We start from the raw sequence: 14,530 nt of genomic DNA on the forward strand, positions 1-14,530 counted from the left end.
CTGGCCGCATGAGCGAAACACTGCGCGTCGCCGTCGCCCAGTTCGCGCCGGGGCCAGCCCGCGACGAGAACCTCGCCGGCGTCGTGCAGCTCGTGCGCGAGGCCGCTCGTGAGGGTGCCGAACTCGTCGTGCTGCCCGAGTACTCGGCGTTCTTCGGCGGAAAGATGGGACCACACTGGGTCGCCGCCGCCGAGGCTCTCGACGGGCCGTTCGTGGCGGGGCTTGCCGACATCGCGCGGTCGAACGGCGTTGTCGTCGTCGCCGGGATGCTCGAAACGGCCTCGCGGGACGATCGCTTCCGCAACACCATCGTCGCGCTCGGCGCCGACGGCTCACTGCTCAGCGTCACTCGCAAACTGCACCTGTATGACGCCTTCGGCCAGACCGAGTCGGACTGGGCGGAACCCGGCGACATCGTCGGCGCCGAATCCTTCGACGTCGGGGGAGTGCCGGTCGGCGTGCAGACCTGCTACGACCTGCGGTTCCCCGAGGTGACCAGGCGCCTCGTTGACGCGGGAGCTGAGCTTGTGCTCGTGCCCGCCGAGTGGGTGGCCGGGCCCGACAAGCGGCACGCCTGGCGCACGCTGGCCGCCGCCCGCGCCATCGAGAACACCGTGTACCTCGCAGCGGCAGATCACCCGCCGCCCGTCGGGGTGGGGGCGAGCCTCATCATCGACCCGCTCGGCCGCGAGCTCGCGTTCGTCGACGATGAGGTCGGTGTCGCTGCGGCGACGATCGACCGTGCCGAGGTCGTCCGGGTGAGGGCCGTCAACCCGGCGCTCGCCCTGCGCCGCTTCCGGGTCGAGCCCGTTTAGCGGCCCGAGGTCAGGCGGCGCACGGCCTCGTCGATCTGGGCGTCCGTTCTGCAGAACGCGAAGCGCAGCGACGAGTGGATGCGCGCATCCCGTGACCGCGGATCGAACGCCGACAGCGGAATCGCCGCCACCCCCCGCTCGACCGTCAGGTCGCGGGCGTAGCGATTCGCGTCGGTCACCCCCAGCGGGGCGGCGTCGGCCACCACAAAGTAGGAGCCCCGACTGGGGGAGACGGCGAAGCCCGCCGCGGCGAGCCCCGCGCTCAGGCGGTCGCGCCGGGCGGCAAGCGTGCGGCGCTGATCGTCGAAGTAGTCGTCGCCGAGCCCGAGGCCGACAGCGACCGCCGGCTGGAAGGGCGCCCCGTTCACGTACGTCAGGTACTGCTTGACCCCCATCGCCGCGTCGATCAGGTGGGCGGGCCCGGTCATCCAGCCGACCTTCCAGCCGGTTACGCGGAACGTCTTCGCGGCGCTCGAAATCGTGAGGCTGCGCTCGGCCGCGCCCGGGATGCTCGCGATCGGCGTAAACGGCGCGTCGTCGAACACGAGGTGCTCGTACACCTCGTCGCTGACGATGATCGCGTCGTGCCGGGCCGCCGCGGCGACGATGCGCTCGAGCAGCTCGGGGGCGATCACCGAACCCGTCGGGTTGTGCGGGTTGTTGAGCAGCACGACGCGCGTGTTCGGGCCGATCGCTGCGTCGATCGCCGCGGCTGTGGGCTGGAAGTCGTCCCCCTCAAGCGGGATCGCGACGTGTCGGGCTCCCGTGAGACCGACCATGGCGGCGTAGGCGTCGTAGAAGGGGGAGAGGGTGACGACCTCATCACCCGCGCTCACGAGGGCGAGCATCGCGGCCGCGATCGCCTCTGTGGCTCCGGCGGTGATGAGCACCTCCGTGTCGGGGTCGCGGCGCTCGCCGAAGAACCGTTCGCGGTGTTCGGCGACGGCGCGGCGCAGCTCCGGGGTGCCGCGACCAGGCGGGTACTGGTTGAGGCCCGCGCGGATGGCAGCGATCGCGGCCTCGGTTACGGGGGCCGGAGCATCCTCGTCGGGATAGCCCTGCCCCAGGTTGATCGCGTCGTGCTGGGCTGCGAGGGCGCTCATCTCGGCGAAGACCGTCGCGCGGACGGTGCCATCGGCATCACGAAGGCCTGCGGCGTCGATGGCGCGCAGCCACGGCGGTGTGGTCATCACGCAGTCACCCTAGCCGGGGCGGACCGGCCGCGAGCTCAGTCGGCCTCGCTGTCGGCATCGGCCTCGACGCGCGGCTGCGTGAGGCTCGTCGCCCACTGGTAGAACACCTGCTTGCCCGGCTCGGTGCTGTCAACGCGCTCGTCGACGCCACGCGCGAGCAGGTCGCTGAGACCGCGCACAACCGCGTCGAGGTCGTCGTGGGGGGCGGTGAGGGCGAGGCCCGCGGTGAATGACGAGATGACCGCCGACAGTCGGAACGCGTCGATATCCCGCCGAACCATGCCGGCCTCCTGGAGGGCCTCGATCAGCTCGCCGCGCACACCGATCTGGGGCACGTAGCGGAACGACGAGTTGTTGCGCATGATCGCGTTGAGCGCGCTGCGGTCGATGATGAAGAGCGTGCGCGCGAGAGGCCGCTCGTAGAGCGCGGTGAGGATGTAGAGGTACACCCGCGACAGCAGCCCTCCGCGGGGGTCGCGCTCGATGTTGTCGACGATGCTCGAATAGATGCGCTGGAACTCGCGGTTCAGCATGCTGATCAAGACGTCACCGCTCGAGTCGTACACCGTCTCGATCTCGCTCACCGGGTAGCCCGACTTTTCGCTGATCGACTTCATGGTGACCGCGTCATAGCCGTCATTCACGATGATGTCTGCTGCAGCATCAAGGACTCGGGTTACGTCGGTTACGGAGTTCGTCATGGCTGGCGGGCTCTCTCGGGGGCTGGTGGTCCTTCGATACTAAGCGGGCAGATAGACCAGTGGGTCGACCCATTTGGGGGGACAGTCGAAGTTGTCTGGGTACGTTCACAGTTCGGAGTCACGGGGGTAATGGATGCCCGCTCCTCACCACCGCGCCTCGGCGTCGTGTTTCCCCGCAGGTGTGGACACCTCGCCAGGGCCTTGAGTGGTGCCGTCTACGGTGTCGCGCATGCCCCGACGTTCTGTCACCGTCCGTGTTGCCGCGACACTCGCCGCACTCGCCCTCGGAGCGGGTCTCGCCGCCTGCGCCGACACGACGCGCATCCCGCCCGCCCCGACGGACACCGGTGCCGCGGAGCCCCTGTTCGCGTCGGACGAGGAGGCGCTCGCCGCGGCGGTCGCGGCGTACGAGGAGTACGCAGCCGTAGTCGACGCGCTTCTTGCTCGGGATGCGCCTACGACCCAGTTACGCGAAGTTGCCGAGATCAAAATTGCGGAGTCGACGGAGGCAGAGATCGAGGAGTTCCTTGGCGGCGGCTACACCGCTACCGCGCCGCGGGAAATTTCCGCCTCGCAGCTTCAAGGTCGCATCTCTGAAGAAGACGGGTCTGAACTAGTCGTTCTGTACGTGTGCGAGGACCTCACCAACGTAGACGTAGTTGACGAAGCGGGGGAGTCGGTAGTCGGTGAGCGGACTAATCCTCGGACCGAGATCGAGGTAGTCATCCGGGTTAAGCCCGACTTCGAAGGTGTCGTCACCGAGCGTGAGGTTTGGAACGGATCCGGCATATGCGCATGAAATGTGGTTCAGCAATCGTAGCTAGCGTTCTTCTAGCATTCACGACAATCGGCGGCTTGGCTCACGCGCAATCGGATTGCGGTCTAAATAGCCAATGGCTCGACCGCTGTTCCAATGTCGGAGCGACAGCGGGTGGTCAAGGCGTGGAATTGACTGGTCAGTCCAACTCCGGCAGCCAAACGGGACAAGGGTCGAGCAGCGGCGGCGGATCGAGCGCTGAATCTGCAGACTCGACCTTCCCCGGCTCGTCGCCAGCGGGGTTCGGTACTGCCCCAGCGAATCCAGTCTACCGACCGCTGAACCCCGCGCGCTTCGGCACGACCGACATTCGATGCGTCATCACGGTTGGCGGCCGCTGCGAAGTCCCATTTGCCGGTAACGCACAGACGGAAGACGAAGACGCTGTCATCGACGCGGACGGCGCGGCGACCGTCGTCACGATCAGCGACATCGCCAGCTTTGCTCCTCGCGCCGCGGTCCAGTTCATGCAGCCGGATCGCTGGATGGTTGTCGGTCTACCCACCAACTTTTACGCGCAGATCGACCGCCACGTCGTGTCCGGAACCCTGCTCGGGCAGCCCGCCGACGTGCGCTTCACCCCACGTGCCTACAACTGGAGCTACGGCGACGGCACGACCGCGCTCAGCGGAACACCCGGCAACACATGGCAGGCACTCGGGCTCGCCGAGTTCGACCCCACCGCGACGAGCCACGTCTACACCGTAGAAGGCACCTACGTGATCGACCTGACCGTGCTCTACACCGCCGAGTACCGTTGGGCCGGCGGCGCGTGGACGCCCATCGCCGGCCACGTCGAACTGCCCGCCAACCCCTTGGTTGCCGAGGCCACCTCTGACGCCGTCACCGTCCTCGTCGACCGTGACTGCACGCGGGCGCCCGTCGGCCCCGGCTGCTGACCCCACCCGCACCACAGACCCTCACCGCCGAGGGCATAGCGAACCGTCGGATACCGCTCAGACGCGGCAAATAACATGCCAAGGTTGACGGACCACGCTGGACGCGGCGAAAGGACACACCACCCATGAGCAGCACCCCCGAACAGCCCGGCGCACCCGACCCCACGCCCGCCCCCCACGTGTACGGGCCCCCCACCAGCCCGCAGTCAGAGACGACTGCCGGGGCACCGGGCGCTGCGACCGCCAGTGCCGAGCCCGCTCAGCCCGCCGAACCCCACGAGCCTGCGCACCCCGCGCACTCGGCAAACCCCCCGCAACGTCGCTCGCTGCTCCCCGTCGTCGCCGCGCTCGCCGTCGGCGCCCTCATCGGCGGTGCCGCCGGAGGCGGCGTTGTCGCCGCCCTCTACGGCGGCCAGTCCGGCATCATCACCAGCGGCGGCAACCCCACCACCGTCACCGTCAACAACCCCGACAACGCCACCGAGGTGACGGGCGTCGTCGCGCGCGCCATGCCCTCCATCGTGACCCTCAGCGTCAGCGCCGACAACGGCGCCGCCGGCAGCGGCTCCGGCGTGATCCTCAGCGACGACGGCTACGTGCTCACCAACTCGCACGTCGCCACCCTCGATGGCGCGACCGCCAGCCCGACCATCCGGGTCACCACCCACGACGGCCGCATCTGGAACGCCACCCTCGTCGGCGCCGACCCGATCGCCGACCTCGCCGTCGTGCAACTCGAGGGTGCGACCGGTCTGCAGCCCATCGAATTCGGCGACTCCGACGCGCTCAACGTCGGCGACCGTGCCATCGCCATCGGCGCACCGCTCGGGCTGAGAGGCACCGTCACCAACGGCATCGTGTCAGCCCTCAACCGCTCGATCACCGTGCGCTCGTCTGCGGTGCCCGACGCCCCCTCCGACATGCAAGACGACGGCGGCGGCGACACCGACAGCGACGAGGCCCCGCCCTTCGACTTCTGGAACTTCGCACCCCCCGGCGACGCCGAACCCCAGCGCCGCCCCAGCGCGCCGATCGCCCTGAGCGTCATCCAGACCGATGCCGCCATCAACCCCGGCAACTCCGGCGGTGCCCTCCTCGACAGCGACGGGCGCCTCATCGGCATCAACGTCGCCATCGCCACCGCGGGAGGAACGTCCACAGCCGGCAGCATCGGCGTCGGCTTCTCAATCCCCGCCAACTTCGCCCAGCGCATCGCCACCGAGCTCATCGAAACCGGCCGCGCAAGCCACGGGCTGCTCGGCGCCACCGTCACCGACGCATCCAACACGGCAACAAGCCCGGTGGTCGGAGCGCTCATCGACCAGGTGAGCCCCGGCGGCCCAGCCGAACTCGCGGGCCTCCGCGCCGGCGACATCGTCACCGAATTCAACGGCGTGCCCATCACCAACCGCATCGACCTCACCGCGCAGGTGCGGGTGCTCGCAGGAGGCGACGACGCGACACTCGTCTACGTGCGCGGCGGTCAGGCGCGCGAAGTGCGTGTCACCCTCGACGAACTGCAGTAGCGTCCGCACCCGCTAGATTCGGGGAATGGGCGGGCCCGACACACAGCGCAGCGGCGTGAGTTACGTGATGCCGGTGTACAACGAGATCGCCTACATCGACGACGCGATCGACAGTGTGCTCGCCCAGCAGTACGACGGGCCCACCGAGCTGGTGCTCGCGCTCGGTCCGTCCACCGACGGGACCAGTGAGCGTGTCCGCCAGCGCGCCGACGCCGACCCGCGCATCCGCATCGTCGACAACCCCGACATGGCGATCCCGATCGGGCTCAACCGGGCGATTCGCGCATCCCGTTACCCGATCGTCGTGCGCGTCGACGCGCACACGGAGCTGAGCGAGGGGTACACCGCGACCGGCGTCGCCACACTCGAGCGCACCGGTGCCGTCAGCGTGGGCGGCGTCATGGTCGCGAACGGCCGCACCACGTTCCAGCGCGCCGTCGCCCGCGCCTACAACAGCCCGCTCGGTCTCGGCGGCGCGAGCTACCACACGGGCGGCGAGGAGGGGCCGGCAGAGAGCGCCTACCTCGGCATCATGCGCCGCGACGAGCTACTCGACATTGGACTGTATGACGAAGAGATCAACCGCGGCGAAGACTGGGAACTTAACAAGCGACTCCGCGACGCGGGCCACATCGTCTGGCTCGACCCCGCCCTCCGCGTCACCTACTGGCCGCGCGACACGTGGCGGAAGCTGGCGCGCCAGTTCCACGCGACGGGCCTCTGGCGCGGAGAACTCGTGCGGCGCGCCGGCGGTCGCAGCCCGCTGCGCTACTACGCGCCGCCCGCCCTCGTCGCCGCCAGCGCGCTCAGCCTGCTCGGGCTCATCGCTCTCGCTCTCGGCCTGCTCGCCCCCGACACCGGGCCCGTCGCCCTCGCGGTGATCACCGCGCCGACGGCGCTCTACCTGCTGTTACTGCTCAGCCTCATCGTCGCGCCGCTCGGCGGATCCACCCTGCGTGACCGGCTCGCGTTCGTCGGCGTCATCGCCACGATGCACTTCGCGTGGGGTGCCGGCTTCATTGGCGGAGCGTTGTTCGGCGCGCGCGGCTCGGTTGACCGGTCGCGCACCGAATCCTGACCGGGGCGGTCCTCGACCGGCTCAGTCGAGCATCCCCTCGGCGAAGATGCGGTTGACGACGCGCGCGGATGCGTGGCCGTCATCGAGCGGGGCGAAGCGCGCGCGCCATTCGGCGCGGCGACGCCTCCACACGGTCGCATCGGGATGCTCGCCCCGCGACAACCCCGCCAGCACCGACAGCAACGTGTCGCGGTCCGTCGCGGTCGGGCCGGGGAAGTCGGCCGTGACGTCGAAGTAGAAGCCGCGCAACTGTTCGCGGTACTTCTCAAGGTCGGGGGTAAAAAGCACGAGCGGCGCCTCCGTCGTGATCGCGTCGAACATGATCGACGAGTAGTCGGTGACAATGACGTCGGCGGCGACGAGGAGCTCGCTCATGTCGGGGTAGGTGGTGACGTCGATGAGGCCGGGCGCGCGCCGGTCGGCACCCCCGCGCAGGGTGCGGCTGTGCCCGCGCACCAGCACCACATGGTCGATGCCGATCGTGCCATCCAGTGCCGGGGCGATGCTCGGCAGGTCGAGGTAGTCGACGATGTCGTCGGCGTCATCGCGCCACGTCGGGGCGTACAGCACGGCGCGCTGACCCGGTCTGAGGCCGATCCGGCGCCGAATCGCCTCGCGGTCGTCTGAGACGAGCACGTCGTCGCGCGGATAGCCCTCCACCCATAAAGGCCCGGTGAAGGCGTAGGCGCGGCGAAAGATCTCGGCGGCGTAGTCGTTTTGGGCGAGCAGGACGTCCCACCGTCGTGACTCGCGTCGCACGGCCAGCCGGGTGCGCAGCCCAACGCCGTCCCTGTCGAGTGCCAAGCGCTTCAGCATCGTGCCGTGCCAGGTCTGCAGCACGCGTTGGTGGGGGCGGGGCTTCCAGCGTTTGCGCATCCAGTCGTTGACGACGATGAGCCGCGCTGCCGCGCGCACGCGCCACCACTCGTCTGAACCCTCCACGACGGCGATCGCGCCGTCGGGAACGGCCACCGAGCGGTCCACCACGCTCCAGTAGCGGGGGACGTCGGGGCGGCGGGCCGCGAGCTCGCGGTCGATCGCGAGCGGATTGCAGGCGGCTGACTGCGAGTAGAAGCTCTCGAACATGACCGCGTTCTCGGGGGTCGGCCGGGCGCGGCGGTAGGCGCGCTCGCGCTGACGTTGCGCTCCGGGGGCGCGCTCGTCGTCGGTGAGTGGCGCGGCGACACGGACGACGAGGCCACCCGACTCGCTGGCAACGTCGCACCGCATCAGGCCCGTCGTGAGCGGCGACGGCGGGACGGTGGTCACCGCGACCCGCCCCGACTCGTGCACCGCGTTCGCGGCCCGCCACTGCAGCCGATAGGTGCCGCTGACCGGGGCTAGCCCGGTTCGGCCCCACCGCTCACGAACGAGCGGAATCGACACACTCAGACGCCCATCACGGGTCATCATGTTCGCCTCGAGACGCATGCGCGGCCCAACCGCTGCGAGCGACTCGAGTTCGACCTCGCTCGACCCCTCGAGGCGTAGAGCGTCGCCGTCGAGCGTGATGCGGTCGATGGTCACGGCGGGCCGTGAGTCGGGCAGCGGCGGGGCCGGTACCGGTCGGCCCGCGACCAGCGCGTCAATCGCCTCCAGCACGCGCACTGTCGCCCCACCTGCCGGGTGATCAACGTGCTCGTCGCGCAGCCAGCGCGTGTGCTCGGCGACGGTGTGCGCGAAAGGAGTGCGTGCATCCCGAAGCTGATCGAGCTGGTCGAGCGTCGCCCGCCAGCTAGTGACATGGCGGCCGCCGGTGAATTCCGCGTAGGGCATGTACAGGCCACGGGTCGCGAGGTACGTCGCGACGTCGGGGGCGAAGAACACGCTCGGCACGCCCGCGATCGCGCCGTCGAACGCAATCGACGAGTAATCGGTGACGATCGCGTCGAGCGCGGGGATGATCGGGGTGACGTCCGCGATGACGTCGCGTCCGATCAGCCGAACCCTCGCACTCAGCGCGGGGCCGCCGGCGTATGAGCCTGCTCCCAGCGGATGCGATCGCACGAGCAGTGTCGTGTCGGTCCTCTCGCACCACGCCGCGATCGCCGCCCACTCCTCGTCGCTCGGGATCGCTGGGTCGAGCGCGCCGTCGCGCCACGTCGGCGCGTAGAGCACGACCGAGCCGGCCGGCAACGCGCCGATGGCGGCCTCGATTCGGCCGCGCGCATCCCGTCGTCGAGATTCGGCATCGCCCGTTGTGAGCACGTCGTCGCGCGGCTCGCCGAGCGCGACGACCCGCTCGGCTGGAATACCAAAGGCACTGCGGATGCGCGTGGCCACCAGCTCGGACGCCACCGGAAACAGCGAGATCCCGCGCCCGGCGCGCCGGTAGAGCGCCGCCATGAGCCGCCGCGCCCCGGGCAGCGACCCGACGAGGGGGAGGCTTAGTGCTGCTGAGGTATCGAGGTGCAGTCGTTTCAGCGGGATGCCGTGCCAGAGCTGCACCACGGTGGCGCCGCGCGTGCCGAAACGGTTGACGTCGCCGGCGCCGTGAGTGATGACGACGACGCGGGCGCGCAGGGTTGCCCAGAGACCGCGCGGTCCGCGCTTGAGTTCGCTGCGCATGCCGCGGGCGCGCGCCTCGTCGCGCTCCGTCGCGGACGAGGCGAGCCACAGGTGGTCAGCGCCGTCGGCACGGGTGACGGCCGCGTCGTAGAGAGCGAGAGCGCCCTCGCCGAGACCGATGCCGCTGCCGTACACCCACCGTCTCGATGAGCGGGGCACGACGGCGGCCGCGAGCCAGCCCGCCGCGTAGAGCGGAGCGCGGGCGAGCACCCGGGCGTTGCCGGCGCTGAACGTGAAGCGGGCCATCGGGCCGATTCTTCCACGCGGGTGGACGGCGCGACCGCTCATTCACCCGAGCGGGAGCCGTCGCTACGACTCGGTAACGGTGTCGGCGAATGGTCAGGAGAGCCTCACCGGGCTTGCGAGAATCGACGGGTGAACGTGGGGGAACAGCTGAAAACCGCGCGCCGGGTGATCTCCCGGTTGCTTCGGCAGCGCCGCAATCGCCTGCTGATGGACAAGCGCATGGCGGAGGTCGACCTGACCCTGCCGAACGACGTCGAGGTCGCCGTCTACTTCGCCGACGGTGTCGTCAACCTCTACCAGGTGCGCCAGTGGTTCGCGCCCCTCGCCGAGCTCGCGAAGACTCGTCGGGTCGCGATCATCACGCGCAGCCCCGGCGCCACCCTCGCTCTGCTCGATGAAAGCCCGGTGCCCGTCGCGTACTGCCGCACCGTGCTCGACCTCGAGCAGTTCGTGGCGCAGAATCCGACGCGCATCGTGATGTACGTCAACCAGAACGCCAAGAACTTCCAGATGTTCCGCTACGGACGCATGTGGCACGTGTTCATCAACCACGGCGAGTCCGACAAGATGTACATGACCACCAACCAGTACAAGGCGTACGACTACGCGTTCATCGCCGGCCAGGCCGCGCACGACCGCCTGAGCAAGGTGCTCTGGGGGTACGACCTCGAGACGCGGGCCCTGCGCATCGGCCGCCCCCAGGCTGATCACTTCGCGGGAGAGCTTCCCTACACGCCCGACGATCGAACCGTCGTGCTGTACGCGCCCACGTGGGAGGGCGATCGCCCCGCAGCCTCGTACGGCTCGATCGCCAGCCACGGTGAGGCGATCGTGTCGGCGCTGCTCGCCACGGGTCGCCACCGCGTGATTTACCGGCCGCACCCGCGAAGCGGCGTGCTCGACCGTGACTACGGCCAGGCCCACCGCCGCATCGTGCAGGCGATCGAGCAGGCGAACGCGAGCGACCCGGCCGCGCAGCACATCTTCGACGACGGACCAAGCCTCGGCTGGCAGCTCGCTGCCGCTGACGTCGCGATCTGCGACATCTCGGCGATGATCTACGACCGCCTGGCGACGGGAAAGCCCCTGCTCGTGACGAGGCCGCTATCGGCGGATGCTCTCGTCGACACGGGCGGGTACCTTTCGGCATGCGAGTGGCTGACCGCCGACGCGGCATCGGAGGTCGTTCCGGCGCTTGACCGTGTGCTCACCGACGCCGACGCACACGCCGCACTGCAGCACTGGGCGTCGCACTACTTCGGCGACACGACGCCAGGGGCTGCGACCGCACGCTTCCACGCGGCGATCGATCAGCTGATCGACGAGTGGCACGCGGCTGAACGCGAGCACCGCAGCGACCCGGTCGTGCTGGGCACCGAGCACGACGCCGACGACCCGCTCGACGACGAAGCGCTCAGCGGCCGAGCCGTCGTCTAGCCCCGTCGATCGCGGGCCGAAGCGACAGGCGACGCTTCTCGCCCTCGGCACGCGGCGGCTTCGGGGCCTTGGGCGCCTTGACGACCGGTTCCAGCCCCGCGGGAAAGAGTGCCGGTGCGGGGCCAAAGGCCTCGCGGGCCGCATCGACGGCGCGACCGCCGAGCGTGCGGTTGGCGCTGCCCCCGATGATCGCGCCGATGCCGAAGGGAATGAGGCGCCCCGCCATACTGCCGCCCTGAGCGACGGCGAAGCGCCGAACGAACTGCTCCCGGAGCTTCGCGTTGAGGGCCGTCGTGAGTGCTTTCGGCATCGCGGAGGCCACCGTTTCGCCCCAGTACTGGCGTCGGTCGGGGCCGGTGCCCGACGCCTGCAGCAGGAACTGCTGCACCAGGTCTTTGCCGGGTCCGCCGAGCAACAGGGCCATGACGAGGGTGTGGGCGCGCTCTTCGTCGTCGACGACGATGCCGTGCACCTCGGCGACCGACTGCGCGTACAGCGCCGTCATCTCGAAGAACGTGACCGTTTCGACGCCGATCACCGTCAGGCCGACGGCGGTTCCGACACCGGGAATCATCGTCGCCGCGCCACTGCCGGCTCCGGTCGCGGTGACGCCGGCGAGGTAGCGGCGCTCGAGGATGCGCACCACCTGCTCGGGCGTCGCCTGTGGGTAGCGCTGGCGGATCGATCGGATGTGCGCGATGACCGCCGGCCGCTGGGCCGACATGGCGGCACGAAGCCCCCTGATTAACAGAGGGTCGGACTGTCGCTCAATCTCGGTCACTGTTTCGTTCCGTAATCGGTGTTATATCGCTCGAGCACGTCCGCGATCGGACCATCGAGCGCGAGAGCGCCCTTGTCGAGGTAGAGCCCGCGGGTGCAGAACCGCTTGAGGTCGCGCTCGTTGTGCGACACGAAGAACAGCGTTCGGCCACCGGAGAGCAGCTCATCGATGCGGGCGTAGCACTTGTCGCGGAAGGCTTTGTCACCGACCGCGAGCACTTCATCCACGAGCAGAATCGGCTCATCGAGTCGCGAGATGACCGAGAACGCGAGCCGCACCTTCATGCCGCTCGACAGATGCTTGTAGGGGGTGTCGATGACGTCGCCGAGCTCCGCGAAGTCGATGATCTCGTCGAACCGTTCGTCGATCGCGCTGCGGGTCATGCCGTGCAGCCCCGCCGTGAGGAGGACGTTTTCGCGCACGGTCAAGTCATTGACGAACCCGCCGGTGATTTCGATCAGCGGGGCGACACCCCTGTGCACGGTCACCGCGCCCTCGTCGGGCAGCATGACGCCGGCAACGAGTTTCAGCAGCGTCGACTTGCCCTGACCGTTGCGGCCGACGACGCCGATCGCCTCGCCCGCGTGCACCGTCGCCGTGACACCACGCAGCGCCCAGAACTCGCCGGGACGGGCGCGTCGGTTGCGACCCGCGAAGAGATCCTTGAACGAGCGCCGGCCGCCCCGATTGCGCCGAAAACGGATGCCCGCATCCCGTACCTCGATGACCGGTTCAGCCACGCTCACACCTCCTTCAAGACGGCACGAATGGTGCGTCGGAAGACCAGCGTGCCGATGCCGAGGAAGACGAGCGACATGACGGCGGCGATGCCGACGGCCCAGAGGTCGAGCAATTCAGGGAAGAAGGCGGCGCGGTAGAGCGAGAAGATCCCGGCGAGCGGGTTGAATGCTGCCCACACCTCGAGTCCGTCGGGCAGGTCGTCGATAGCGTAGATGATCGGCGAGGCGTAGAACAGGAACCGCAGGATGAGCTTCACCGCCCGCTCGAGGTCGCGGAAGAACACGACCAGCGGCGCGATGATCAGACCGAGCCCCACAATGACGATCGCCTGCAGTGCCACCGCGATCGGGAACCACAGCACGCCCCACGTCAGCTCGGCGCCGAACGCGATCGCGAACACGGCGATCACCGGCAGGCTGAAGAGAAACTCGATGCCCTTCGACAGCACGATGCGGTTCACCCAAATGCTGCGCGGGATGCGCGTGGACCGAACCAGCTTCGCGTCGCGGATGAACGCGCGCGTCGAATCACCGACGGCACCGGTGAACCACATCCACGGCAGCAGGCCGGCGAGTAGGAAGACGATGTATGGGCTCGCGCCGACGGTGCGGTCGAACACCTGCGTGAAGACGAACCAGTAGATGCCCGCCATCACGAGCGGGTCGAGCACGCTCCAGAGATACCCGAGAAACGACGTCGAATAGCGCACCTTCAGGTCACGCGACGTCAGCAACCACAGCGACTGCCGGTAGGCGGCCGTGGGGGAGCGGCGCGCAGGCGTCGATGCGGCAGTGGTCACGGCAGAAACGCTAGCGGGTTCGGGCGAGAACGGATGCAGACCGAGCCGAACCGGCCCCGTGCATCCGAACGCAGCGAACTAGACGAAGAGGTTCGCGCGCTCGAGGTCCTCGGCGAAGTCGACCTCGACGGCGTACAGGTCGCTGATGTCGACCGGCTCGATGCGCAGGCCGTCGTGCTGGATCGCGAGTTCGATGCCGCGCTCGAAGTAGTCCTGGTCGTCGACGCGCTTCAGCTGGGCGATCAGAGCCTGCTTGTCGGTGCTCGAGATGTAGTTGATGCCGACGGCCTCACCGAGACCACCGACGACCTCCTTCGAGATCTCGTTGATGAAGCCCTCGGCGTCGACCGTGTACTTGACTTCTTCGTCGCTGACCTTTGCCGTGTTGACGGTGACGAAGCTGCGGTCAGCGTGCACGAGCGGGGCAGAGCGGACAAGCGCCTGCGGGTCGAACACGACGTCGCCATTCAGCCACAGAACTCCGGCCTTGCCGGTCGCCTTGAGCGCCCGCAACAGGCTCTTCGAGGTGTTGGTCTGGTCGTACGCCTCGTTGTACACGTACTCGACCTCGGGGAACGCCTCGACGATGTGCTCGAGCTTGTACCCGACGACGGTCGTGATGACGGCGTCGTCGCCGAAGGCAGCACGGATGTTGTCGTGCTGCTGCTGCATAATGGTGCGGCCATCGCTGAGTTCGGTGAGCGGCTTCGGCAGGCTACGGCCAAGGCGGCTACCCATGCCAGCGGCAAGAATGACGACGTTGACGGTCATGACGGACTCCTTTGGAGAAGATGGGCGATGACACTCCGTCGTGTATCGGCTGAGTTTACCTGAACAGTCCGCAAATGTTCAGGAACTGTTGATCTCGAATCCGCAACGACGTCACCCGCAGCCGCCGTGAGCCACGCTTTGCGAGTTATTCTCTGGTG

At 68.7% G+C, this 14,530-nt stretch carries 13 protein-coding genes; 6 read left to right on the plus strand and 7 right to left on the minus strand.

The features are described 5' to 3' along the window. The first annotated feature begins 8 nt into the window (after positions 1-8). Positions 9-815, plus strand: coding sequence for a carbon-nitrogen hydrolase family protein (locus tag CPY97_RS04990; RefSeq protein WP_096421044.1), 807 nt, complete (start codon positions 9-11; stop codon positions 813-815). On the opposite strand, the gene CPY97_RS04995 is transcribed toward CPY97_RS04990, so the two are convergent. Together CPY97_RS04995 and CPY97_RS05000 are read right to left on the minus strand one after the other, a co-directional pair. Then, a complete protein-coding gene (locus CPY97_RS04995; protein ID WP_096421045.1) occupies positions 812-2,005 on the minus strand; it encodes an aminotransferase class I/II-fold pyridoxal phosphate-dependent enzyme in 1,194 nt (397 codons plus the stop codon). The two genes, CPY97_RS04990 and CPY97_RS04995, sit on opposite strands and share 4 nt — an antisense overlap. A 38-nt stretch (positions 2,006-2,043) precedes the next feature. Beyond that, entirely contained in the window at positions 2,044-2,709 is a 666-nt protein-coding gene (locus CPY97_RS05000; RefSeq protein ID WP_096421046.1) for a TetR/AcrR family transcriptional regulator, read from the minus strand. A gap of 229 nt (positions 2,710-2,938) precedes the next feature. Here CPY97_RS05000 and CPY97_RS05005 point away from each other — a divergent pair, with 229 nt between their 5' ends. The 4 genes from CPY97_RS05005 to CPY97_RS05020 all read left to right on the plus strand — a co-directional run bounded on the left by CPY97_RS05005 (position 2,939) and on the right by CPY97_RS05020 (position 7,029). Then, positions 2,939-3,508, plus strand: a complete 570-nt coding sequence (locus CPY97_RS05005) for a hypothetical protein (protein WP_096421047.1) — start codon at positions 2,939-2,941, stop codon at positions 3,506-3,508. Positions 3,509-3,657: 149 nt separating this feature from the next. Then, a complete protein-coding gene (locus tag CPY97_RS05010) occupies positions 3,658-4,425 on the plus strand; it encodes a hypothetical protein (RefSeq protein WP_150129196.1) in 768 nt (255 codons plus the stop codon). Positions 4,426-4,550: 125 nt separating this feature from the next. Further along, positions 4,551-5,951, plus strand: coding sequence for a S1C family serine protease (locus CPY97_RS05015; protein WP_096421049.1), 1,401 nt, complete (start codon positions 4,551-4,553; stop codon positions 5,949-5,951). Positions 5,952-5,976: 25 nt separating this feature from the next. Then, the gene (locus CPY97_RS05020; RefSeq protein ID WP_096421050.1) at positions 5,977-7,029 is read left to right on the plus strand and encodes a glycosyltransferase family 2 protein; all 1,053 of its coding nucleotides are present in this window, start codon (positions 5,977-5,979) and stop codon (positions 7,027-7,029) included. A 21-nt stretch (positions 7,030-7,050) separates the two neighbouring features. Here the strand turns inward: CPY97_RS05020 and CPY97_RS05025 are convergent, their stop codons facing one another. Beyond that, positions 7,051-9,843 carry a CDP-glycerol glycerophosphotransferase family protein gene (locus tag CPY97_RS05025; RefSeq protein WP_161494076.1) on the minus strand — a complete coding sequence of 931 codons (2,793 nt, stop codon included), beginning with the start codon at positions 9,841-9,843 and terminating at the stop codon, positions 7,051-7,053. Positions 9,844-9,972: 129 nt separating this feature from the next. On the opposite strand from CPY97_RS05025, the gene CPY97_RS05030 reads away from it, so the two are divergent. Next, complete coding sequence (locus CPY97_RS05030) at positions 9,973-11,280, plus strand: CDP-glycerol glycerophosphotransferase family protein (RefSeq protein WP_231924046.1); 1,308 nt, start codon at positions 9,973-9,975, stop codon at positions 11,278-11,280. Here the strand turns inward: CPY97_RS05030 and CPY97_RS05035 are convergent. The 4 genes from CPY97_RS05035 to CPY97_RS05050 all read right to left on the minus strand — a co-directional run bounded on the left by CPY97_RS05035 (position 11,258) and on the right by CPY97_RS05050 (position 14,372). Beyond that, positions 11,258-12,004 (minus strand): hypothetical protein, encoded by a 747-nt coding sequence (locus CPY97_RS05035; protein ID WP_150129197.1) that lies wholly within the window; start codon positions 12,002-12,004, stop codon positions 11,258-11,260. The two genes, CPY97_RS05030 and CPY97_RS05035, sit on opposite strands and share 23 nt — an antisense overlap. 53 nt (positions 12,005-12,057) lie before the next feature. Beyond that, complete coding sequence (locus tag CPY97_RS05040) at positions 12,058-12,801, minus strand: ABC transporter ATP-binding protein (RefSeq protein ID WP_096421053.1); 744 nt, start codon at positions 12,799-12,801, stop codon at positions 12,058-12,060. A gap of 2 nt (positions 12,802-12,803) precedes the next feature. Next, entirely contained in the window at positions 12,804-13,601 is a 798-nt protein-coding gene (locus CPY97_RS05045; RefSeq protein ID WP_096421054.1) for an ABC transporter permease, read from the minus strand. A 78-nt stretch (positions 13,602-13,679) separates the two neighbouring features. After that, a complete protein-coding gene (locus CPY97_RS05050; RefSeq protein ID WP_096421055.1) occupies positions 13,680-14,372 on the minus strand; it encodes an NTP transferase domain-containing protein in 693 nt (230 codons plus the stop codon). Positions 14,373-14,530 lie beyond the last annotated feature (158 nt).

The sequence above is a fragment of the Microcella alkaliphila genome, from assembly GCF_002355395.1.
In the GTDB taxonomy this organism is placed as follows: Bacteria; Actinomycetota; Actinomycetes; order Actinomycetales; family Microbacteriaceae; genus Microcella; species Microcella alkaliphila_A.

Coding starts and splice junctions, on each gene's coding strand:
- CPY97_RS04990 (WP_096421044.1), top strand. CDS start 9: ATGAGCGAAACACTGCGCGTCGCCGTCGCCCAGTTCGCGCCGGGGCCA.
- CPY97_RS04995 (WP_096421045.1), bottom strand. CDS start 2,005: ATGACCACACCGCCGTGGCTGCGCGCCATCGACGCCGCAGGCCTTCGT.
- CPY97_RS05000 (WP_096421046.1), bottom strand. CDS start 2,709: ATGACGAACTCCGTAACCGACGTAACCCGAGTCCTTGATGCTGCAGCA.
- CPY97_RS05005 (WP_096421047.1), top strand. CDS start 2,939: ATGCCCCGACGTTCTGTCACCGTCCGTGTTGCCGCGACACTCGCCGCA.
- CPY97_RS05015 (WP_096421049.1), top strand. CDS start 4,551: ATGAGCAGCACCCCCGAACAGCCCGGCGCACCCGACCCCACGCCCGCC.
- CPY97_RS05020 (WP_096421050.1), top strand. CDS start 5,977: ATGGGCGGGCCCGACACACAGCGCAGCGGCGTGAGTTACGTGATGCCG.
- CPY97_RS05025 (WP_161494076.1), bottom strand. CDS start 9,843: ATGGCCCGCTTCACGTTCAGCGCCGGCAACGCCCGGGTGCTCGCCCGC.
- CPY97_RS05035 (WP_150129197.1), bottom strand. CDS start 12,004: ATGTCGGCCCAGCGGCCGGCGGTCATCGCGCACATCCGATCGATCCGC.
- CPY97_RS05050 (WP_096421055.1), bottom strand. CDS start 14,372: ATGACCGTCAACGTCGTCATTCTTGCCGCTGGCATGGGTAGCCGCCTT.